Source organism: Beduini sp., assembly GCF_047239305.1.
Classification (GTDB): domain Bacteria; phylum Bacillota_I; class Bacilli_A; order Erysipelotrichales; family Coprobacillaceae; genus Beduini.
In genome coordinates this window covers 35,106-57,918 of record NZ_JBKTEM010000006.1, presented here as the reverse complement: position 1 = coordinate 57,918, position 22,813 = coordinate 35,106, and the positions used below count along the sequence as shown (strand labels likewise).

General features: G+C 36.0%; 2 protein-coding genes. Both read left to right on the top strand.

Annotated features, from left to right (window positions below; translation table 11 throughout):
- The first annotated feature begins 8 nt into the window (after positions 1–8).
- A complete protein-coding gene (locus ACLRVU_RS10040; protein ID WP_412891750.1) occupies positions 9–4,229 on the top strand; it encodes an acyl-CoA dehydratase activase-related protein in 4,221 nt (1,406 codons plus the stop codon).
- A gap of 356 nt (positions 4,230–4,585) precedes the next feature.
- Complete coding sequence (locus ACLRVU_RS10035; protein WP_412891749.1) at positions 4,586–22,804, top strand: hypothetical protein; 18,219 nt, start codon at positions 4,586–4,588, stop codon at positions 22,802–22,804.
- The last annotated feature ends 9 nt before the right edge of the window (positions 22,805–22,813 follow it).

Below are 22,813 nucleotides of genomic sequence, written 5' to 3'. Positions count from 1 at the left end.
GGGTATTTATGAATTTCTTGGGAATTGATATTGGCTCTACAACCATTAAGTTGTATTTAACCAATGAATCAGATGAATGTCTATATCGTACTTATCAGCGTCATTATTCGGATGTGCAAGCAAATCTGAAAAGGATGATTAAGGAGATGATGGACGAATTAGGGGATATGCCGATGAGAGTTGCCATGACAGGGTCAGGCGGATTAGCATTATCTCAAGCTTTAAATATTGACTTTGTACAAGAAGTGATCGCTTGTACATCAACAGTCGAAAAATACATCCCGGAAACGGATGTAGTCATTGAATTAGGGGGCGAGGATGCCAAGATCACATATTTTGAAGGAACCTTGGAACAGCGTATGAATGGAAGCTGTGCCGGAGGAACAGGAGCGTTTATCGATCAGATGGCAAGCCTATTGCAGACGGATGCCGCAGGATTGAATGAACTGGCAAAACATCATGAAACCATTTATCCGATCGCATCACGCTGCGGAGTATTTGCTAAAACGGATGTTCAGCCGCTTATCAATGAAGGAGCAGCAAAAGAAGATATCGCCGCTTCTATCTTTCAGGCGGTAGTAAATCAGACAATCAGTGGATTAGCTTGTGGAAAACCTATTCGAGGTATGGTGGCTTTTTTGGGAGGACCTCTGTATTTCTTATCAAGTTTAAGAGAACGTTTTATTGAAACATTGGGGTTAACAGAAGAACACGTCATTTTCCCTGATGATCCGCAATTATTTGTGGCAATGGGAGCCTCTATTCATGCTCGTGATGCCAAATCAGATCTATTACTTTCACAAATGTATGAGCGTTTAAACACAATGAAGCATCTTGAAATCGATCAAAATGATATTTTACCGGTTTTATTTAAAGATGAAGAAGAACTGAATACATTTAGACATGCTCATAATCAAAATCAGGTTGAACAGCGTCAGCTGGAAACTTACAGCGGAGATGCATATCTTGGTATAGATGTTGGTTCAACGACCTCAAAAATTGTATTAATCAGCGATCAAGCGGAACTTTTATATACTTACTATGGAAGTAATAATGGAAGTCCTTTGGAATTAGTCAGAAAAATCATGATGGAAATTTATGACCGTCTGCCATCTGGTGTTACCATCAGGAAAGCAGGGGTTACAGGGTATGGTGAATCTTTAATCAAAGCAGCCTTAAAAGTAGATCTAGGAGAAGTAGAAACGATTGCCCATTTTAAAGCTGCGCAATATTTTATGCCAGATGTTGACTTTATTATTGATATCGGTGGTCAGGATATGAAAGCAATCAAGATCAAAGATGGTGCTATTGAAGAAATTCTGTTAAATGAAGCCTGTTCATCAGGCTGTGGTTCTTTTATTGAAACCTTTGCCAGTTCATTAAATATGTCTGTCGAAGATTTCGCTAAAGAAGCTTTACTGGCAAAACACCCAATTGATTTAGGAAGCCGTTGTACTGTCTTCATGAATTCAAAAGTAAAGCAAGCTCAAAAAGAGGGAGCCAGCATTGCTGATATTTCTGCCGGGTTATCCTACTCTGTCATCAAAAATGCTTTATATAAAGTCATAAAATTAAGAAGTCCGGAGAGCATGGGCAAGAATGTCATTGTTCAAGGAGGGACTTTCTATAATGAAGCGATTTTAAGAGCATTTGAAAAAGAGACCGGTGTAATTCCTTTCCGACCTACTATTTCAGGGTTAATGGGAGCCTTTGGGATTGCCCTGATGGCAAGAGACACCTGTCAGGAGCAAGCTATAACTTCATTGCTTTCACCAAGAGAACTGGAACATTTAGCTTATGCGAAAACGTTCAGACATTGCAGCAAGTGTACCAATAATTGTGCCTTAACAATAACCACTTTCAATGACGGACGTGAATTTGTTTCCGGAAATCGTTGTGAACGTGGTGCTAATTTACCATTGAAAGTGCATGATATGCCAAACGGATTTGATTATAAATATCGCCGTGTCTTTGATTATCAGTCATTATTGCCAAGTGTGGCACCAAGAGGAACGATCGGAATACCAAGAGTTTTAAATATGTATGATAATTATCCTTTCTGGCATACATTTTTTACCTCTCTGGGATTCAGAGTAGTCTTATCTCCACGTTCTTCCAAGAAAATCTATGAAATGGGAATGGAAACAATCCCTTCAGAATCTGTCTGCTATCCGGCAAAATTGGTTCACGGACATATTGAAAGTCTGATTAAGCGAGGGGTTAACGCGATATTCTATCCAAGTGTTATCTATGAAAGAAAAGAAGATCAAAACAGCAATAATCACTACAACTGTCCAATTGTTCAGTCTTATCCGGAAGTCGTGAAAAATAATGTGGAATCAATAAAACAGGTAAAATATATTCAGCCTTTTATAACGTTAAATGATAAGCAAAAAGTCTTTGAAACAATGAAGGAAGCTTTAAAAGAGTATCATATATCCGAAGACTACTTACATAAAGCCATTGAGCTTGCCTATAGCGAATTAGATCATTATAAAGATGATATTTATAACGAAGGTCAGCTCATCTTAGACTACATGAAAAAACATCATTGTCAGGGAATTGTCTTAGCCGGACGTCCTTATCATATTGATCCGGAAATCAATCATGGATTAGCGGATCTGATAACTGCTGAAGGATTAGCCGTTTTGACAGAAGAAATGGTATCCGGTCAGCACGCTGTTGAAAGACCGTTAAGAGTAGTCGATCAATGGATGTATCACACCCGTTTATATAATGCGGCAGCGTTTGTTACTGCTCATGAAGATTTGGAACTGATTCAGTTAACTTCATTCGGCTGTGGCTTAGATGCAGTAACAGCGGATCAGGTGCAAGAAATTTTAAAAGCAAAAAATAAAATATATACTTTGATTAAGATTGATGAAGGAAGCAATTTAGGGGCAATCCGCATCCGTATTCGTTCTTTAAAAGCAACAATGGATGAACGCCGCCAGCAGCCAATTGATAAACCAAAAACAAGCTATGTGACAAATCCTGTATCATTTACCAAAGAGATGAGAGAAAACTATACCATTTTGTGTCCGCAGATGTCTCCTATTCATTTTCAATTTATTGAACCGGCAGCAAGAAATGCTGGCTATAATTTGGTTGTTCTTCCAGAAGAAGGGAAGAAAGACATTGAAGAAGGACTGCGTTATGTCAATAACGATGCCTGTTATCCGAGTATCTTAACAATCGGACAGATGATGAATGCTTTAAAGAGCGGTCGTTATGATCCAAATAAAACAGCGTTAATTATGACGCAAACGGGTGGCGGATGCCGTGCAACGAATTATATTGCCTTTATTCGTAAAGCCTTAAAAGATGCTGGAATGTCACAAGTCCCTGTCATTTCTTTAAATGTCAGCGGTTTGGAAAGTAACCCCGGATTTAAGATTACCTATAAACTAGCCAAGGGAATTGCTTTTGCGGCAGTTTATGGAGACTTGATGATGCGAGTGCTTTATCGTGTCAGACCTTATGAAAAAGAAAAGGGCTCAGCAAATGCTTTATATGAAAAATGGGTCATGAAAATAAAACAAAATATCGATGATTTGAGTTATCGCAGATTTAAGAAAAATATATATGCAATTGTAAAAGACTTTGATGAACTGCCATTATTAGATATAAAGAAACCTAGAGTTGGTCTGGTTGGAGAAATTTTGGTTAAATTCTCTGAAGAAGCAAATAATCATATTGTTGATATTGTAGAAAATGAAGGTGCGGAAGCGGTCATGCCGGATCTGATTGATTTCTTTATGTATTGCTTCTACAGCAATAATTTTAACCACCAGTATTTAGAAACAGACAAGAAATCGAAGCGTTATTCAAATCTTGGGATTAAAGCTATTGAATTTATGCGCAAGGATATGCGCAAGGCTTTAAGAGCCTCAAAACGCTTTGATGAACCGGGACACATTGATGATTTAGCTAAAAAGGCTAATAAGGTTGTTTCGGTAGGAAACCAAACTGGTGAAGGTTGGTTCTTGACTGCGGAAATGATTGAGTTAATTGAATTGGGGGCTCCTAATATTGTCTGTATGCAGCCATTTGGATGTCTGCCAAACCATGTTACAGGTAAGGGAGTTATCAAAGCATTAAGAGCGACTTATCCCAAAAGTAATATTGTAGCGATTGATTATGACCCAGGGGTTTCTGAGGTTAATCAGTTGAATCGTATTAAGCTGATGTTGTCAACAGCATTTAAATCACTGAAAAAGGAGGATTGATTCCTCCTTTTTTAAATACTTATTTTATTAAAAAAACAAATTAAAATTTTCACTAGAGATTAATGAAATTTATATTTCATTTAAATTAATTATTAAAAGATATTTGTTAAAAAACAAATATTCCTATAAATCGTTCATAATGTAAACTTTTTGACCGTTTTTATATTATATCTTCAAGGTTAATTTAATCACTATATTTAGGAAAAGTCAATGCAATAATTTTACAAAAAATGTTTAAATTTTACAGAATTAAATATTAAATACTACATAAAACCAGTAGGAATATATACCATTCATATTGTTTACTTTTTGATTTATAAAGAAATATGTGTCATAACAATCGGGAGGATTACAATATGAACGGGTTTAGCGTTAAGAAATTGTTAAAAAAGATGAAGCAGATTGTAAGCGTTTTACTTACATTTGCGCTTGTTTTTACTACGCTTGAAATGCGTACTTTTTTCGTTTCTGCAGAGGAAAGAACAACGAATACCTGCGGAAATCCAGCTGTTAAAGTTTATTTAACTGAATGGAGCGGGGGCAATCCAACAAGCCAGTCAATGACGAGCTTGTTAGGAAAAAATGATGAATTTTTTGTTAGTGTTACTACCACTGCGGCATTCACCGCAGGTAAGGCAGATAAATTAAATCTTAAAATAGATTTGCCTTATTTCTATTACAATGATGACAATGAGCTTATTACGACTTATGATATTAATAAGGTCCCAGAAGCTCAGCGTGGTGAAAATCTAATGGGAATTCAAGCAAGAATTGATAATAATGGAGATTATGATTTACCAGCAATATCAAATGGGAGCAAAGCGTATCTGTATCGAGGTACCATGATAGTAAATGGGGAACAAAGCTTGATGCCAAAGACTGATCAAAAATTAAGAATAGCTGTCAGCTTCTATGGTAATGTTCCGGAAAATGCCGCTGCAAATATTCAAGTAGGTGGTGGTTATAAGAATTATTACAATGAGAGTGACGAACGCTGTGAGGTAAATTTTTCAGTTGCACCGGGGGCAAGTGAAAACAGTATTTATACATTGATTAATTCGAATCTAGCTTGGGAATCTTCAATCAATCAAGTTGAGAGACCAGTTTTATGGGATAAATATAATTATTTTACTTATCAAGTTACGATGAAGAATGTTTCTACTGATGAAGACAGTTATTTCTCTGATTTTGATTTAAATTTTATGGTACCAAATGTTGATCAAGATATGTTTGGAACATTAGATGAAGATATTATGGCATGGATTTATAATGAAAATGGAGCTCCAATAAAAAATGAGGATCATACTGTTGCTGACCGTAGTTATGTCGGGGTCCCTAATCAAGGTGGGGTATTAGTTTATGATGTTACAGATAAAACAAACGAAGAACTGGCTAAATGGGATTTATCGGAGTATTCAAATGTAACGGATTCTCCGATGGTTTATCACTATACAAATAACCGAACGATTAATATCCCGGTAACGGATAAAAAAATAACGCTGGGAGAAGAGAGAACCTATTATGTAGCGATCCCATTTCCAAATAATATTCCTGATAGTATGGGGGATATATTTACGACACAGTATATTCCAACTATTTATTTTAATAAAGGGTTGTCGTGGTCTAAAACTACAAGTATTGATACTTATTTTGGAAAACCTAATCCAGGATTTACGCATGAAAAATATGTATTAGATCAAAATGGGCAAAAGACGGATCATATCGAAGTCGCAATAGGTGATACGGTTAATTATTATTTATCAGGTTTTGAAAATACCGGGAATTTACCGGCATTTAACCCGGTAGTCACTGATACTTTACCAAAATCCTTTGATCTAAAAAAACTTTCTATTGAGATGGATTTTTCGCAGGAGGATCCAAGCTACATTCCATCATTAGAAGAATGGTTCAGGAAAGATCATTTAGTAGAATTTGAATTTAAAAGAAGTGATGGAACTTTAGACTATGTGTGCTTAGGTCAATTTAACGCAGAGGCCGATACATCATCTTCTAAAGTTTGGTCAATTGATATGGATGGTAAAATTAAGAGCTATTTAGATTCAAATCCTGGTACAGAATTTACCGGACAAATGCGATTCAACTTAGCAGAAAAAATAAAGGTCAATCAGACTTTCAATGGACGAATTGTGGTTAATGGGGAAGCCCCAATCTTAGATAGCTATTACAATACACTGGATACCAATTATGAGATGTGGATTTATGTGGTAAGGGACGGCGACTATACTATTACTGAAAAATCAGTACAGCAAGATGATGCAACAGTTGATGCATTGCCGGGAGATCCGATGATTAATGTTGATGCTTATCACAATGATGGAACAAATTATGTTTACAACGATCCATTAAGCGCAGTAGCAAATCAAACCAATACAGGATTCCGCTATCAATTGGGAAATAATTCTATTTCACAAATCATTCCTGCGATCTTTAAGTCAGGAAGTTTATTAGACTCAAATGGATTAGGCTTAGTGGCAGATTCTATTAAACTCTCATCAGATTTAGTGAAGAACAGTGTTATTGAAAATATAAGACTTACAAATACAAGCGGCAGTTCGCTTGATATATCGGGGAATACACTAATAACTGACAGTAATGGTGATATAATTATTGAAAAATCACAATGGGATGCATTAGGAAATCTAGCTCATGTAGAAATCAAATTCAAATCTTTTAAAAATAATATTTCACTGGCAGCAAGCCTTAATATTATGATTAACGGAACACTGAATATGGTCGGTACGTTAACAACAATGGGATCGTTTGAAACACAATACAATGATGCCACTGTAGATAGATATGTAGAAGATTCTGCAGCTATTAATATTACACCGGGAGCTCCGATTATTGATGTTGATGCCTATCATTACGATGAAACAAACGGCTATAGTTTTGGTGATCCATTAGGAGCTGCGGTAAATAATGGTAATTCCGGATATCGCTATCGTTTAGGAAATACTTCTGTGTCACAGATTACACCGGCTGCATTTACTTCTGGCAATATGATAAGCGGCGGTTTAGGATTAATTGTTGATTCAGTAACCCTTTCTAAAGGATTGCTCGATGTAAGTGAAATTAATGAAGTAATTATCACAGGTACAAGTGGAAATAAAGTGATTCCATTTACATCATTAACAACGAATGATAACGGAGATATTGTTATTAAGAAATCGCAATGGAACACAATAGGTGATTTTCAAAATATTGAAGTACGATTCAACTCTTTTAAAAATAATATTGCATTCAATGATGATATTCATATATTGATCAATGGAACTCCCAATGTATCAGGAAATCTAACGGTAACCGGTTCATTTATAACACAATACAGCAATATTTCAAATATAACAGCAACAGATACCGGAACTTTAAATGTACAGGCAATCAATCCGATATTAACAGGTAAGAGTTTTGATACAAAAGGAAATTATTCAGGAACAAACACACCAGCGACTTTACCGGCTAATATTTCAAGATTAACCGTAGCTAATAATGAGGATAATAATGGATATGAATTTGAAATTGGAAACGGCTCTAATTCAGATGTTGGGGCAGCCAATGTAACGATTGATCTAACAGGAAACGTTGGTGATAAAAATGTATGTACACAAACATTCTTTGATTGGTTATTGGATCGACGTGACAGCAGTTGTTCACCTATGATTAAAGGATTTGATACATCAGATATCTATTTATCAAGTAATTATGAGTTAGTCGGAGAAATTGATAATATACAGATTTTTGATTGGGATCAAGATCCTAAAAAAGATACACCTAAACTGACGTTAGCTTTAGCGGATATATCAAAAACAACTGATGGACGTTTACACATTGATAAAGCTGCTCTTAATGCGGCGGGAATAAATCGCCTGTTATATATTCATATTGAATTTAAAGACTTTTATGGTCAAACCAATGCTAATAATCCGGAGAAATTAAAAGTCACAATTACCGGGAATACAGATTGGTATGATAATTTGGATGCAGTTTTAACGTTTAATCCGGAAAATCCAACAATGACCGATCAAACTAAATCAGTAACAGCTGGATTGACGATAAAAAGACCGGGCTTGATGCTGCATACTGATATTTATTATTATGACAATACTTTAGAGACTTCTAACCCTTCATCAGGAAATTCAGATGGAAATTTAATGCGCTTAGGAATTCCTTATGATCGTGATTTCAAATACCGTGTATCGATTGAAAATACTGAAATTTCGCATTTAGATGATGTCGATCTGTTGATAGAATTACCTATAAATGCGAATACCGGAGATGAAGCCAATACGGGGTTCCATACTACTAAAGTCATATTTAATAAACAATTATTTGAACAGTTTACAGATTTTAAAACATTAACTTTATATGATCGCAATGATTTAGATCATGGCATAGAGTTTACTTATGATAAAGCTACAAAGACATTTACTTCTCCTGACTATGGAACAATAACGTTTAACAGTGAAGGAGAATTAGTATTTGACCAGTTGGATACTATAGGGATTGATGAGCTGGGACAGGTAACTTTATCTGGATTAGATGTTGTGCTTAAAAATGAAGATACAGCTAATGCATGGGTTGATTTCTATGGCTATTCTGATTCATATTTTGGTACAGAAAATACGATTAAAGCTTCAGCTGAAAACTATATCAACAGTATTCGAGATGATAATCATAAAATTGCTTCTTCAGATACTGCTATTTCAACTGTTAGTAAAATGTATTTTGATACAATTTTAACGGCAGGATTTAAAGACAGTGAGACAGGAGATCGTTTTGATCAGATTTCTACGCAGGTGGAAGATGTTCGTTATGGGTATCGTGATACTTATTATGGATATGAAGGTTATGGCAGTGATTGGAACAGCTTTAAAGATGACAGTGAATTAGATATCGGCTATAAAGCGATTGGCTCATATATGTTGGATTTCAGACAGTATTTGAATGTCGGAACCAGTTATCCGATTGACTCTAATCCGCTTTCTGGATATTTAGGATATGTAAGTCAGGAACATCAGAGTATGAATTATATTTATACGCAGTCTTTCAATACTGCCGCAAATCTTGAAATGACCATGAATCTTCCGGCTGATAAATTTGACACGTATTACATTAAAGTTGATCCTCGTGCGATCAACTACTTAGAAGGTATTACCATCACAAGAAGTGACGGGATACCGCAGACATTAGAAAGAAATGAATGGATAAACAAGGTTGGCAATGGAATTGAACAAGACCAAAATAATCAGCCTTATTTCAGAATCAATTTAGCTGATGAAAATGCGGATTTGTATGAGACAGTGGCAGCAGGAAGTACAAATACCGATTATTACAAATCACCGATTGATTATAAAGCAGACAATCCGGTTACATCTATTGTCTTTAATTTAAATATTAATCAAGTTGATTCTAGTGATGGGGTTAATGCGAATAATCCTGATTTTGGCAGCTGGTATAATCCAAATGATCAGAAAACGAAATACATGTTTGAAGTCACAGGACGTTTCTATGAGACGGGTAAAGCAGAAGCAACAGCGTCTACACAATTAAAAGTTGGGGGAAAACGCAGTAAGGAAAGAGTCGATTCAGCAAGTAAAAATGTGCGTTCTAACTGGTCATACAGCAATACTTATCAATATAAGACAGGCTACTATTCGTATAATCGTACTACGGCTGAATACGATGCCCGTCATTTACAATCCACAGCATGGGTAAATGTCAGAAATGATATAAATAAAGTTTTAAAAGGCGTACATGACAATCCTAATCTTAATCAGGATATAGATGTAGAGTATGGAAAGAAGGATTATTTCTCTGTTAGTTTTTATCGTGAATCAGCAGCCGCTAATCATGATTATAAATCGGGGAATAACGGCTGGTCATACCAAGATTTAGACGATTTTATTAATAAAATTTCATATGCAGATGAGGTTATATTAAAAGATACCCTTCCAAAGATCAGAACCGATGAACAAAATGGTTATTATGGTTTCTTAACAGAAGATATCTCAATACCGGAAGCATTATATAAATATGTTGACCGTATTGAAATTCTTAAACAGCATGTAGAAAAAGATCCAAATTCTTCATTAGTTCCAGACAGCAGTGATGGGATGAAAGGATATAAGATTACATTAGATAATGAAAATCTGATTATTCTAACAAAAGATGATTTAGGCAGTGCGGATGAAAATGGACACTATCAAATTAAATTCCAGTATAAAGAAAGAGATGAAAATGCTGTTTCTGGCGGAAGCAACGATATTGTATTAGAAAAAAATGACTATATTTTCAGTTATAAGATTATCTTAAAAAATATCCCGGGAAATGGAGATTTTGCAAGAGAATTATTAGGCAATACAGATTTAAAACAAGCAGATTTTCATGGTACAAATGCAGATGTCGATATTAAAGTGGGCGGGTATGTTTATTTAATCAAGAATATTAACCCGGTTAATGATGCGGTTAATACGGTCGATTCAACATTAAAAAATGATTATGATCAGAAAACCTTGATACCACAAAACAATGACACAGCATATTTGATGGGATTTAGAATACCGTTTAAAGCAGGCTTTGCACTTGAGAGTCTATCCACAGGAACCCAATATGATTATGAAAGTGTTGACGATGCAAGCCAAGGCATTATAGCGAATATGACGCCGCATAAGACAAGCTATGGGGTAAAGATATGGAATCAGGCAGACGGAAGTGGTGCCAAAAATAAGGCAACACGAATTAAACAAGTCAATGCTACAGTAGCATTGGATTCTCGCTATAATATGAAATCTATCAGTTTTCCAAAAGAATTTGTAGAAGGAGATTGGTTTAATATTGATTCTATCACATTAAATTCAAGCGGCATAAGCAAAGTGATTGATTATAATGCGGATAATGCCAATACCCTTGATCTTTCTCTCTATTTAACAAAGACCAGTGATTCTGACGAACATTATGAATTTGATGTTGATCAATTTATTCGTGATTATATTGATAAATTTCCAACTTATAAAGTAGATAACTCTGCTGAAACATATATACAAGAACATATTAATAGTTTTGTTGTAACGATGTCAGCAGTAAATCCGGATACTGAAAATGATGCTACTTTACTCTCTGCATCTCAATATTTAACTGCCGATAAAGCTTTAGGCTATACCTTTACCTATGATGGGGTATGGGTAAACCGAACAGAAACAGATGTAAAAGCTAATGATTGGACAGAAGCTTCAAGACCGACATTTGGGATGACACCAAATGCTTATCCAACCACCGGTACATCGGCTTCGATGAATGCAACGTTTGCTGCAGCTGATTTCAACGCTGAAAATTATCAAGGAAACTTAACCGGAACTACTCCGACAGCAACATCTGTGATTGCTAACTTAGTAGGAAAAATGAATGTTGCAATGGAACGTGGAAAGACGTTAAATCTCAATGGGACTAATGTAGATACTTTTGCTTACGATCGTCACTTAGATGAAACGACCAATACAAATGTAGAATCTCCTGTTGCTAATGGGAAAATAATTCCTCATGATTATATTGATTACACTTTAACTGTTGGCGCTGATACAAATTCGGCAATTCCTCTTCAACATACAGACATGCGTTTTACGGCACCTATAGGTCAACGTATTATCGGATGGGAAATTGCTTCAAATTCTACAGATATTCAAGCAGAGGATATTACAGCAACAGTAAAAGATAACGGAAGTGATTTAGTCTTTAAAGCGGATTCTTACTATATCAAGGATAGTAAAAATAATAATACGAATTATAAAGAACTGAATATCTCTATTGGGAATGTTACTAAGAGTGAGCTAGACAATCAGATTCAAAAAGGACAGGAAGTTGAAATTGTTGTTTATACACAAACGACAGATGAATTAAAAGATAATGATGGTAATCCGAATTATGAAGAAAAAGTTATTACCGCTAAATATGAGGCAGTAAGCAAGCCAAAGCATACTTACAGCCAGTATTCTATAACCGGAAACAAGGATAGCAGTGCTTCTTGGGGATCTACGTATTACTCAAAAGTAAATGATGTTATCTATTATCGTAATCGTACCGATTTTTATAGAAAAAGCGGAACTCCTTATACAGGTTCAGATTATACTTCTATTATTACCAGTGATATCAAGTTTAAGGAGAAGATTAACGATCTCTGGTTTGAGTATGTCTATGATGATATAACATCACAGTACGACGGACAACCAATGACTCTAAAAGTATCCGGTAAAAATGGTACCAACAATATAGATATTACAAACAATACAAAGCATAATGCTAAAGAGATCACCTTTGAAGTTTCTTTCTTATCAAAAATAACACGCAGTGATGGTTCGATTGACTATTTCAAAGGGTTTGAGTTGAATAAAAAACCGAAATTTGAATATCCTGCGACAATGACTTCAGCAAAGCCAATCAAGGTAGAATACTTATTTGAAGTGAATGGCAAAGATGAGTGGATAGAAGAGAATGACGTTATAGAAAAAGACTCTGATCTAAATCCGATACAGACAATTTCAGATTCTTATTATACGATAGATGCAAAGAAAATCCGCTGGACTTACTATGATGTACCTGCATTAGGCAGTGATAATAAGGAAGTTACTTTTGCGACAACAACGGATCCGTTCATATTTGAAGGAACAGGACGTTATAATGATACCCGTCAAGACGACAGTTATCAGATTGCGGATCGCTTTGAAATGATGATGGCAGGGACAATAAAGCCAATCCATGAACATAATGTTTTAATGGATAATACGGTTGATGACAATGTCACTGCGGTAAATGTTGTTGAAGAAGTAAAATTTGAAGGTGCTGGTCAAATTACAAAAGAAATTGCTCGTGAAAGACCGGTAATCACTTATCAAACTCAAATATTTAATACTGAAGATGAAGCAAAGGTTATTTATAACCCAGATATTCAGGCAGTACAAAAGAATAGCTATCGACCAAATGATAAGATGTGGTATAAGCTGTCTGTCATCAACAATAAGCTTAACAGCTCAAATGCAGCTACAGGCTATCAGGGGGCTTTCTTGAATCCGATATTCTATGATAAGATTCCGGAATATGTTACAGCTGATATGAACAACATTAAAATTCGTTGGTTGGATAAAGAGGGTAATGAGAGATTAGATATACCAAGTTTAGAAATAAAAGAGTACGATATAAACTCAGTTCCAGATTATGGCGGAGACATGGTCGTTCCTAAAGGAACACCAAAAGAAAGTGTCGGATCAAATATTACCGGAAAAGCATTTGATGATATAAAGCCAACAGAAGCTAATTCAACAAAAATTAATTACAAAGTTTATGAGTTTTCGTTTGCAGAAGATGTACGTTTAGAAGTTGGAGAATCTATTGAAATCTGGTATGAAGCAACGGCTAGAGAAGAGAAGCTGCCAATGGTATATACCAATGATAATGGAAATATTTATCCTGAATATTATCCTAAGATGGGGGAATATTATCAAACAGCTTTTACTAGCTCATACGGTATAGCCGGATGGCCGCTAGTTGGAGGATCAAGATCAGGAGCATTGGGTGATGGGGCAACGCGTTCATTAGATAACAGTGGGATATTGATGGATATGAACTATCTAATCCATGATGCTGGAATTACCGGAACAGTAAATGCCAATGTAGATAAGTGGGAATTCTTAAAAGGAGCAACGACCTTTATTCCGGGAACGGCAGCTAATGTTACAAATGCAGCCTCAATTTACGGAAATAATGGAACAGTAATGGATTATGACAGTGCATCAGGCAGTGTTTATCAGGCAGTGAAATATGTTCCGACTGTAACAGGCACAGATCTTGATGTATTACCAACAGGAATTCAATATCAGGGAGCGAATAATGCCAATCGTGACCAATATGAATATGTAGTGAAACCAAGAACAGATATCTCTAAAACAGCGTGGGATAATAAAACTAAAAATCAGCAGACACCTATTGTCTGGTCAGAAGCAAGAGTTCATTTACAGACAGCCTGGCTGGCTACAAGTTCCGAAATTATTCCGACTAAAAATGCAGGAGAAAGTGATCTTGACTATACCAATCACGCTAAAGAATATTTAGGTAATCGCTTTAGTAAACTTAAAGGCTGGGATAAATCGAATCCAAACTACCCTTTTTATCAGTGGAGTAATTATGGTGATGCTGAAAGAAAAGCATTGTTTATGGACGATTGTATTTCAACTCTTGAATATAAAGATACCTATACAGCACGTTTATCCGCTTATAATTATGGGGACTGGCAATTAGACGGGGTAGAATTTATTTATGTGCTTCCTAACGGCATGGCACCGCAATTAGATGAAAATGGTAAAATGATTATTAGTGCAAACACCTTAACCGGAGGAGATTCATTAAATCCAATCTATAGTGCAATTGACAGTGGAAAAATAAAAGTAGAAGTATTACAAGAGCCTGGTGGAATAAACAGTGGATATTTAACTCCAAGAAAGATTCAGGATCCGTTCTTGGTCGATGACCGAACCAATACAACGACCGATGTGTATAGTGATCATCCTGATTATTATACGATTTCAGAAGCGGAGTCATGGGTAATTAAAATTACAGTGGATCAGGAATTAAGCAAGTGGTTCAATCGAGAAAGTAATAAAGGCTATATCCTCAATGTGGATATTGAATGTGTTGTCGAAACGGTTGATGACAACGAATACTGGTATGACAAAGTATTCGCATCACCTATAGAAAGTGTCAATAGTCAATACAGCCAGATTTTTGATATTACCGCTTGGCAGGGATCTACCAAAGATAAGGTATATGATACAGTCTATGGATTATTAAGCACTCAGTATGGTGGTATGGATTACTTATGGGATGGTTATGATGGTGCATATAATGATGGAGATGGTTTTGATGCTATGACTGCCTACAACAGTGGTTCACCTAATACACCATATATTAACGGATTTAATATTCAAAACAATGAAGTAATGATTAATGAAAATGTCAATGGCAAAGTGGTCAGTGGGGATTTAAAAGACTATTATGGCAGTGGAAAAACTAATGTTTATGCAAGCACAGGAACACGTGCGAAAAAGAGAAAGCCGCTGATTCGTACATGGACAACCCTAGGAGATGATCAGTCTCTCGATGGTAGCAATATTAAAGATTACTATTTAAACGCTGAATTAGATGATAATTCAATGAATATTCATGTAGAAAACAATTATTATTGGAATGATTTATCTACCAATTGGTCTGGTTCGGCAAGTGGATATTATGATAATTCCGGCACGATGCGTCATTTGCATAACTATTCTACGGATGGTGGAAATAGAGGAACATTCTTCTTCCCGGTAGTTACTGATATTTTACCTGAAAATATTGTTCCTAAAGATATTAACGGACAGCTTTTTACTACCGATAACAGTGCAAATGCAGCTAAACAGTTAAGCTGGAATTTATACGATGGTGCAACCAATTTACCGGTCAACGCAGAACAGAACCTGTATAAAACAATTGTAGAGTATATTGAAATTGATAAAGAAGATGGCAGTGGAAAAGAAGGTCGCTATAAGATTACTTTCTATCAGGATCAGTCTGCTCAAGGAGATGCTCCGGATGCAAAAATCGTTTCAGGTGATACAAGAATCTTTAGCTTTGATTTTACCAATGTGGATGTTCCCGATGATACTATGCAAAACGGAGAAAAAAATTCTGAACTGCTTGCACAATATCAAAGAAATAACACCTATGTAACCAGTCAGCTTCCGGGATTCAAATTCATAACGGATAAAGATATTGAAGGGAATCCGTATACAGTAGGCGCTCTATGGAACCCGTATTATGCAGGTAACTATTTTGTTGGCGATAACAGAAAAGATGCGATATACAATAGTGTTCCTATACCTTATTCATATAATTCGGTATCAGGAGGAGTTATACCAAATAATACAGTTTCTAAATTAGGAACTCAATATTCTATTATTGATGCTGTAGAAGATGGTGGTGTAAAGCGTTATGATGAAACAGATTCATTTAATTTAGAGGATTATACCCATATCAGAACAGGTTTAAATCTGAATGAAACACAAAAAGACTTTAATTTAAGCGGTGGATTGACTCATGCTGCAGTTACTGGTGAAACTATCTCAGAACAAGGCGTAACCACCTCTATGAGAATTCGTGTTAAATATGCGCGTATGGAAACTCAGACATATGTCAGTGATGATGTGGACGTATTAGGAATGCGTGATGATGATACGAAGGTCGGTATCGATCATTATCCTACAATCAATTTTGATGATCCGGATTATGTAAAAAGTGATATTGACCATAAGCAGTTCGGTGATTATTTATGGTATACCACTCAGGTAATGAATAAACCGGAGAATGCCCAAGATTATGCCCATGCAGGAGATATTCTTCATTCTAAGATTTCTATTGCGATAAAATTACCTTCTAATGTTTCTTATGAAGAAGATTATTATTTAGAATTTAAAGATTCATTAGGGCAAAAAGTAAAAATTACTAAAGCAGATATAGATAGTGGGGATTCCCTTCGTACTAAAGGGTGGCAGATTAATTATTTAAACCATGTCATTGATCCGGATACTTTAGAAGAAACGCTTGTCTTTGAAGTGATTACAGCCGGAGAAGCGGAAAGCTATCAAGACTATTATGATGGTAAAAATTTCCCAGGTTATTTTGCTACAGACAGTACCTTTGATTTTAAAGTGAAAACAGTGATTGATCATTTAGAATCACCGGATACATTAACAGTTGGAGAAAATTATTGGGATGAACAGTATGCAGCTAAGTCTTATGTAACTTTAAAAGATACTGGCGGAAATTATTTGAATATCCCGGGATTAATCGAAATTCCACTTGATTTAGTTGGATTTGAGCGTCAAGAAACAGATTATGAAAAAGATGCTTCAATTCCTGAAGATGTCGATTTAGACCATAATTATGACGGTGATCTTAAAGATGTATACGCTACAGACTCATCAGCAAGAGTGACAGTATTAAAACCATCTTCAACAACACGTTTAGATACTTCTGTTAAACATACCTTGATCAGCAATCCGGATGCAGGTATTGTTGTAGCTGAAGATCCGAGTGTCAAAGGAGCTACGGCTATGAATGTCTATCTTGATCAGGTGGTTAATTTAAGTTCAGCAGTACCTGAATTTATCATTGATTATCGTGTGCCTTCAAGAGGAACAGAAGTAGGAACGCTTTATGAAGCACCAATGACAGCAAAACCAATTTTATCGATGATTAAAGAAATAAGAACCGGTGTATGGGAATTGCCGAAACCGGATAAGTATACTGGCAGTGCGCCTTTAGATGTATTAAAAAATAAATTAAGGGTTCATATTTATGTACTAACCAGTGATAATCCACCGATAACAGCCTATATTAACCCGGGAAATAATGGGGATTATACAGCGGCACATTGGAAAGATCTGGGAAGCTATAGTCTTACAGAAAATGCGGTTATTAATCTGGAAGATAAAGATTACAACAGCAATATTACGCAGATTCGTTATGTGATCAAAGCAGAAGGAGATATAAAACAAACTGTAAAATATCCAGTTCCTAAAGGCTTTAGATTATCTGTAGATGCAGATCCAAACACAGGTGGTATACAGGAAATGGATGAAGTGGATCCTAAGCGAGAGAATATTAACGAATTACCTCAAAGCATTAAAGATAATGCTGCTTATGTACGATTAAGTTCTGCTCATATGGAGGGATCAGGAAAGAGACTGCATTTAAATAACTTTGCAACAGGCTGGTCACGTTATGATGATAGTCAGTACAGTGCAACATCTTCGGCAGCAAGAGCCGGATATTATGTCAATGCAGAACTGCCTTATATGCAAGTCGATTTAGAGCCATATTATTTCCATCGTTATCAAAAAGAAGATAAGACTTATGGATTTGAATGGTCAGATACAGACATGCTGATTAAACAGAATTTCAGTACCATGCTGAAATATAAAGCAAGTATTCATAATCTTACGGATGCAGAAATAGAGGCCGCCGGATTTAAAGATGAAACACAGGATAACCTTTCTAAGCCGCAGATTTCTACAGTACTGCCATATTTAGAAGATATTTTGGATACAGATTATAAATATGTAGATGCTCAGTCAACAGAATATCAAGATTCATTTGTCCGCGATGATTACTCAGCGACTGAAAGACTGGAAAGAAAACAGTCTCAATGGACATATTATGTGCTAGATGAAGCCGGGAATATTGTAACGAATTCTAAGATCAAGGGTGTTGATTTCGTAAGCTATTCAAAGAGTGCAGACTTGAGCGGGGTTGATCGAAAGATATTGACTTGGAGCTTTGATGGATTCTTAGAACCGGGACAAACCATCGTGGTAGATTATATGGTGCCATTAGCGACAAAAGATTTTGGGATGACATCAACGGACTTAATGAAGTGCAGTGTCTATGGATATAAGCAAGGAAGCTTGAAACCATTTATTCCAAAAATTGAAAGCAGCAATGAAACCTATGCATTTGAAATTGATAAGCGTGATATCAATGATAACGGAATGACAACAAGTGAAGCTACTCTTGTTAAAGGGGTAGGGGGAATTTCGTTTGAATCTCGACGAGCAATTAATCGTTTGAAATTCTCATATTCTGAATATGATACAGCTGGATTTGAAACAACCCGACCTTCATTAGTTCCGGAAGGAACCGATTATCAGTTCAAATCAATTATACTAAATCCGGATATTTATGGTGCTCCTGGCTATAAAGAGACGATCATTTATGATGTCTTACCGTATGAAAATGACAAAAATATCGTAAATGCACAAAATAAAGATGATCCAAACTCACTTGGTGCAGATCGTAATTCAAAATGGAATGGCTGGGTTATTCCGGAAAGTGTAAAACTATTGAGAATGGAAACACCATCAGCTGGTGGAACGATTACTAAAGAATTGGCAGATGGTACAGATTGTGAAATCTGGGTAGGACCATTTGAAAAAACAGGTGGTCAAATCAAAGTTAAACAGATAAGTGATCTGCCTGCGTTTAAAGATACCTCTAATACAGAATTTTACAGTAACATGTATGCTGATCCAGTGATGCGAAGTCAATATTTTGTTCGCTTATCGGATTTAAAAGCAGTTAAGGCTAGTGATGAAGAAGCTTACACGATGTTATCTAAAAATATTCAAGCTATTTGGGTACAGGTAGCAGATGGACAAAAACTTGGATTAGATGGCGGTGTCAAATTTGAATTAAATTACTACTTACATTCTCCATTGAACCTTCCACAATACAATGGTGCTATCACAAGCGATATGGGGGATGATGCAATTCGTCAAAATGTAACGGACTATACGGGATGGAATACTTTTGCCGTTCAGGCAAGGCAGGATGTAAATCCGATGTCTGTTGTAGAATCTCCGCGTGCAGGTGTCTATTTGAATGCTCCTGTAGAAAAAGGCTATATCGGAAGCTATGTCTGGTATGATGCCAACTACAATGCTAATATCGATGAAGGTGAATATGTTCGTCGTGATGATGGTCGTCTGATCTTTAAAAATAAGACAAAAGACTTGGATTATGATGGTATCAATGATGATCCGGGAATCAATGGGGTACTTGTTGAATTATTATCAGAAAACGGATATCCGGTAAATAAACTGGGTGAAGCAGTTGTTGAAGAAGCAGGAACCGGTAAGTTTATTAAGATTGATGAAACCACAGGCATGAAGATGACCGATATCAACGGAACTTATGAATACAGTCTTTATGGACCGACAACCTATACAACCGAATCAGATGCCTATGGCAATAACGGCTATTTCATTATCTCAAATGTCACTCCGGGTAATTATAAACTAAGATATACGTTCCCTGAAAAAACGTATAACACACACGCTTTAACGACCTTAGAAATAGGGGATACAAAAGCGAAGATGGAAGTATATCGTGATGGAGATACTTTACCAGATCTAGGAAATCCAGGTCAGGGAGATGTCGAGAGCGATGCACAGACAGTCACCAATAAATTAGTAGTACAGACAGCTGACAGTATACGTATCGATGCAATCGGCAGTGATCCGAGCACGTATGCCGCTTATGATGCAAAAATGACATCATATAACGTCGGTGTATCAAGAGCGTATGTTTATGGCGGAACCGCATGGGTAGATGAAACACCTGATCCATCAGATCCGAATAATGTGATCAGTGATGGATTGATCGGTGCAGCAGAAAAACGTTTGGAAAATGTGGATGTGACTTTCTATGAAGTAACAGACACAGGTTTAGTATTAGCCAAGAATGCGGATGGTAAAGATGCCATTACAAAGAGTGATGCTAATGGATATTTTGAAATGAGTTTATATCCAGAACGTAGTTATTTAGCTGTTGCAGGCACAGCGAAAACAGATGGGGTTTATAAACCATCTCCGATTACGATCAATACTGATCCAAAAGTGCAGAATGATGACAATGATTTAACTTTATCCAGTGATAAAAAGACAAATCAAACCTTTGTCTTTACTACCGGAGTAGAGTTTGATGCAAGCAATAAGCCAATATTAGATACAAATGGAAACTATTATGGTGTCTACAATCATCTTGGTTTAGGATTTGTTGAAGCGGGACGTGGATATATCGGTAAGTATGTATGGAATGATGTGACTTACGATGGACTTCGTGGAAATTATATTGACGCTAATAATCAAGTTATGAGCGAACCAGGAGTGGAAAACATCAAATTAATATTAGAAAGATATTATTTTGATGATAATACCAATGAATGGAAACCTGTTCCGGAAGCTGTTACTGCTTATGAACAGCTGACCAATTCAGGAGGATCTTATACTTTCCAAAATGTTAAGACCACTTATACACTCGGAGACAAAGTGTATTTGGCAGGCTATAAGCTGAAAGTGGATACCAGCACTTTGCCACAAAATTACACAATTACTAAATTTAAAATGAACAACGGCTTAGATGACAGTAAATTACCGATCTCAACAACAAACGGATATTTAGATGTTACTCAAGATACAGATTCAACGGGAATGATTATTATTGCTGAAAAAGCAGATAATGATACGCCAAATGAATATATCAATATCCATGAAGGAATTAAATATGATATTTCCAACGGAAAGATGATCTTAAACTTAGACTTGGGATTAACCTCTATCGATACTTCAACCATCACCGGAACAATCTGGGATGATAAGAACTATGATGGATTGCAAAACCAATATAAGGATGCGGCGGATCAGCTAGTAAATGAACCGGGAATCAGTAATGTATCTGTCCATTTAGAACAATATTATTATCAAAATGGGCAATGGATACAAAAAACAGACTTCGTATCACCGACAGTATTAACCGATACCGATGGTCATTACGAATTTAATGATGTTGCTTCCAATATCACGATTGGCAGTGATCGTTATATGACCGGGTATAAAGTAAAAGTGGATCAGTTGCCTGCTGACTATGCAGTAAGTAAATACCGTGTAGGCAGTGATGATACAATCAACAGTGATTTAAAAGAGAATAATCTATATTTAAATGCGGATGATGAATATATTACAGTCGCAGAAAAAGTAACAAGCATTAACTATGATATGGATTATATTATTCAAAATGATTTAGGTAATTATGATGTCAATAAAGTCACTCATCGAACAGATTATGACGGTGGTTTGATTAAGTATGAAAAAGCGGCTCTCAAAGGAACCATTTGGGAAGATAAAAACTATAATGGACTTATGGATACGTATAAAGATGACAGCAGCAATGTTCTTGATGAACCAAGAATAGCGAATGTCATTCTACAGTTACAGCAATATTATCTGGAAGGATCAGTATGGAAGAAAGTTCCGGAAGCTCAGTGGAATCCATTGCTGCATCAAGAATCAACGGATGCAGATGGTAACTATGCATTTGAAGATTTAGAGACCTATGTTCACATAAATAATAAGAATTATTTGGCAGGGTATCAGGCTGATGTACTAAGAGTTCCGAACAATGAAAAATATGCCGTAACACTCTACAAAGTCCCTGTTACAGGTGATATAAGAAACAGTGATTTAACGAAAGATTATCAAATGCAAGAAAGCACTGATTATTTAGTGATTGCTGATGAGGTGACTGCAGGCAGTGCAGAAAACACACCATACATTGTTAGTGTCGAGGGAAAACGCTATGACTTCATTACTGCAAAAGACAATATTAACAATGATGGCGGATTTGTTCAGTATGAACAGTCTACAATCACAGGAAATGTGTTTGAAGATGAAGATTATGACGGTATCTATGATACGGAAGAAAACTATGCAAAAATAAAAGAAGCAGTAGACAATGGGGTTCCATTGGAAGTGACCTTAAAAGGGTATTATCAAGATGAAAATGGTATCTGGCAAGTACGATTGGATGAACATGGCAATCCTTATGAACAAAAAGTATTTGTAGATGACAATGGTAAATATGTATTTAGTCAGGTGGATACACAGATCTATGCGTCTGGTAAACATTACCTAGCCTGATATCAGTTA

What these genes read in the sequence shown, in the direction of transcription:
- ACLRVU_RS10040 (WP_412891750.1), top strand. Translation starts at nt 9, where the DNA reads ATGAATTTCTTGGGAATTGATATTGGCTCTACAACCATTAAGTTGTAT.
- ACLRVU_RS10035 (WP_412891749.1), top strand. Translation starts at nt 4,586, where the DNA reads ATGAACGGGTTTAGCGTTAAGAAATTGTTAAAAAAGATGAAGCAGATT.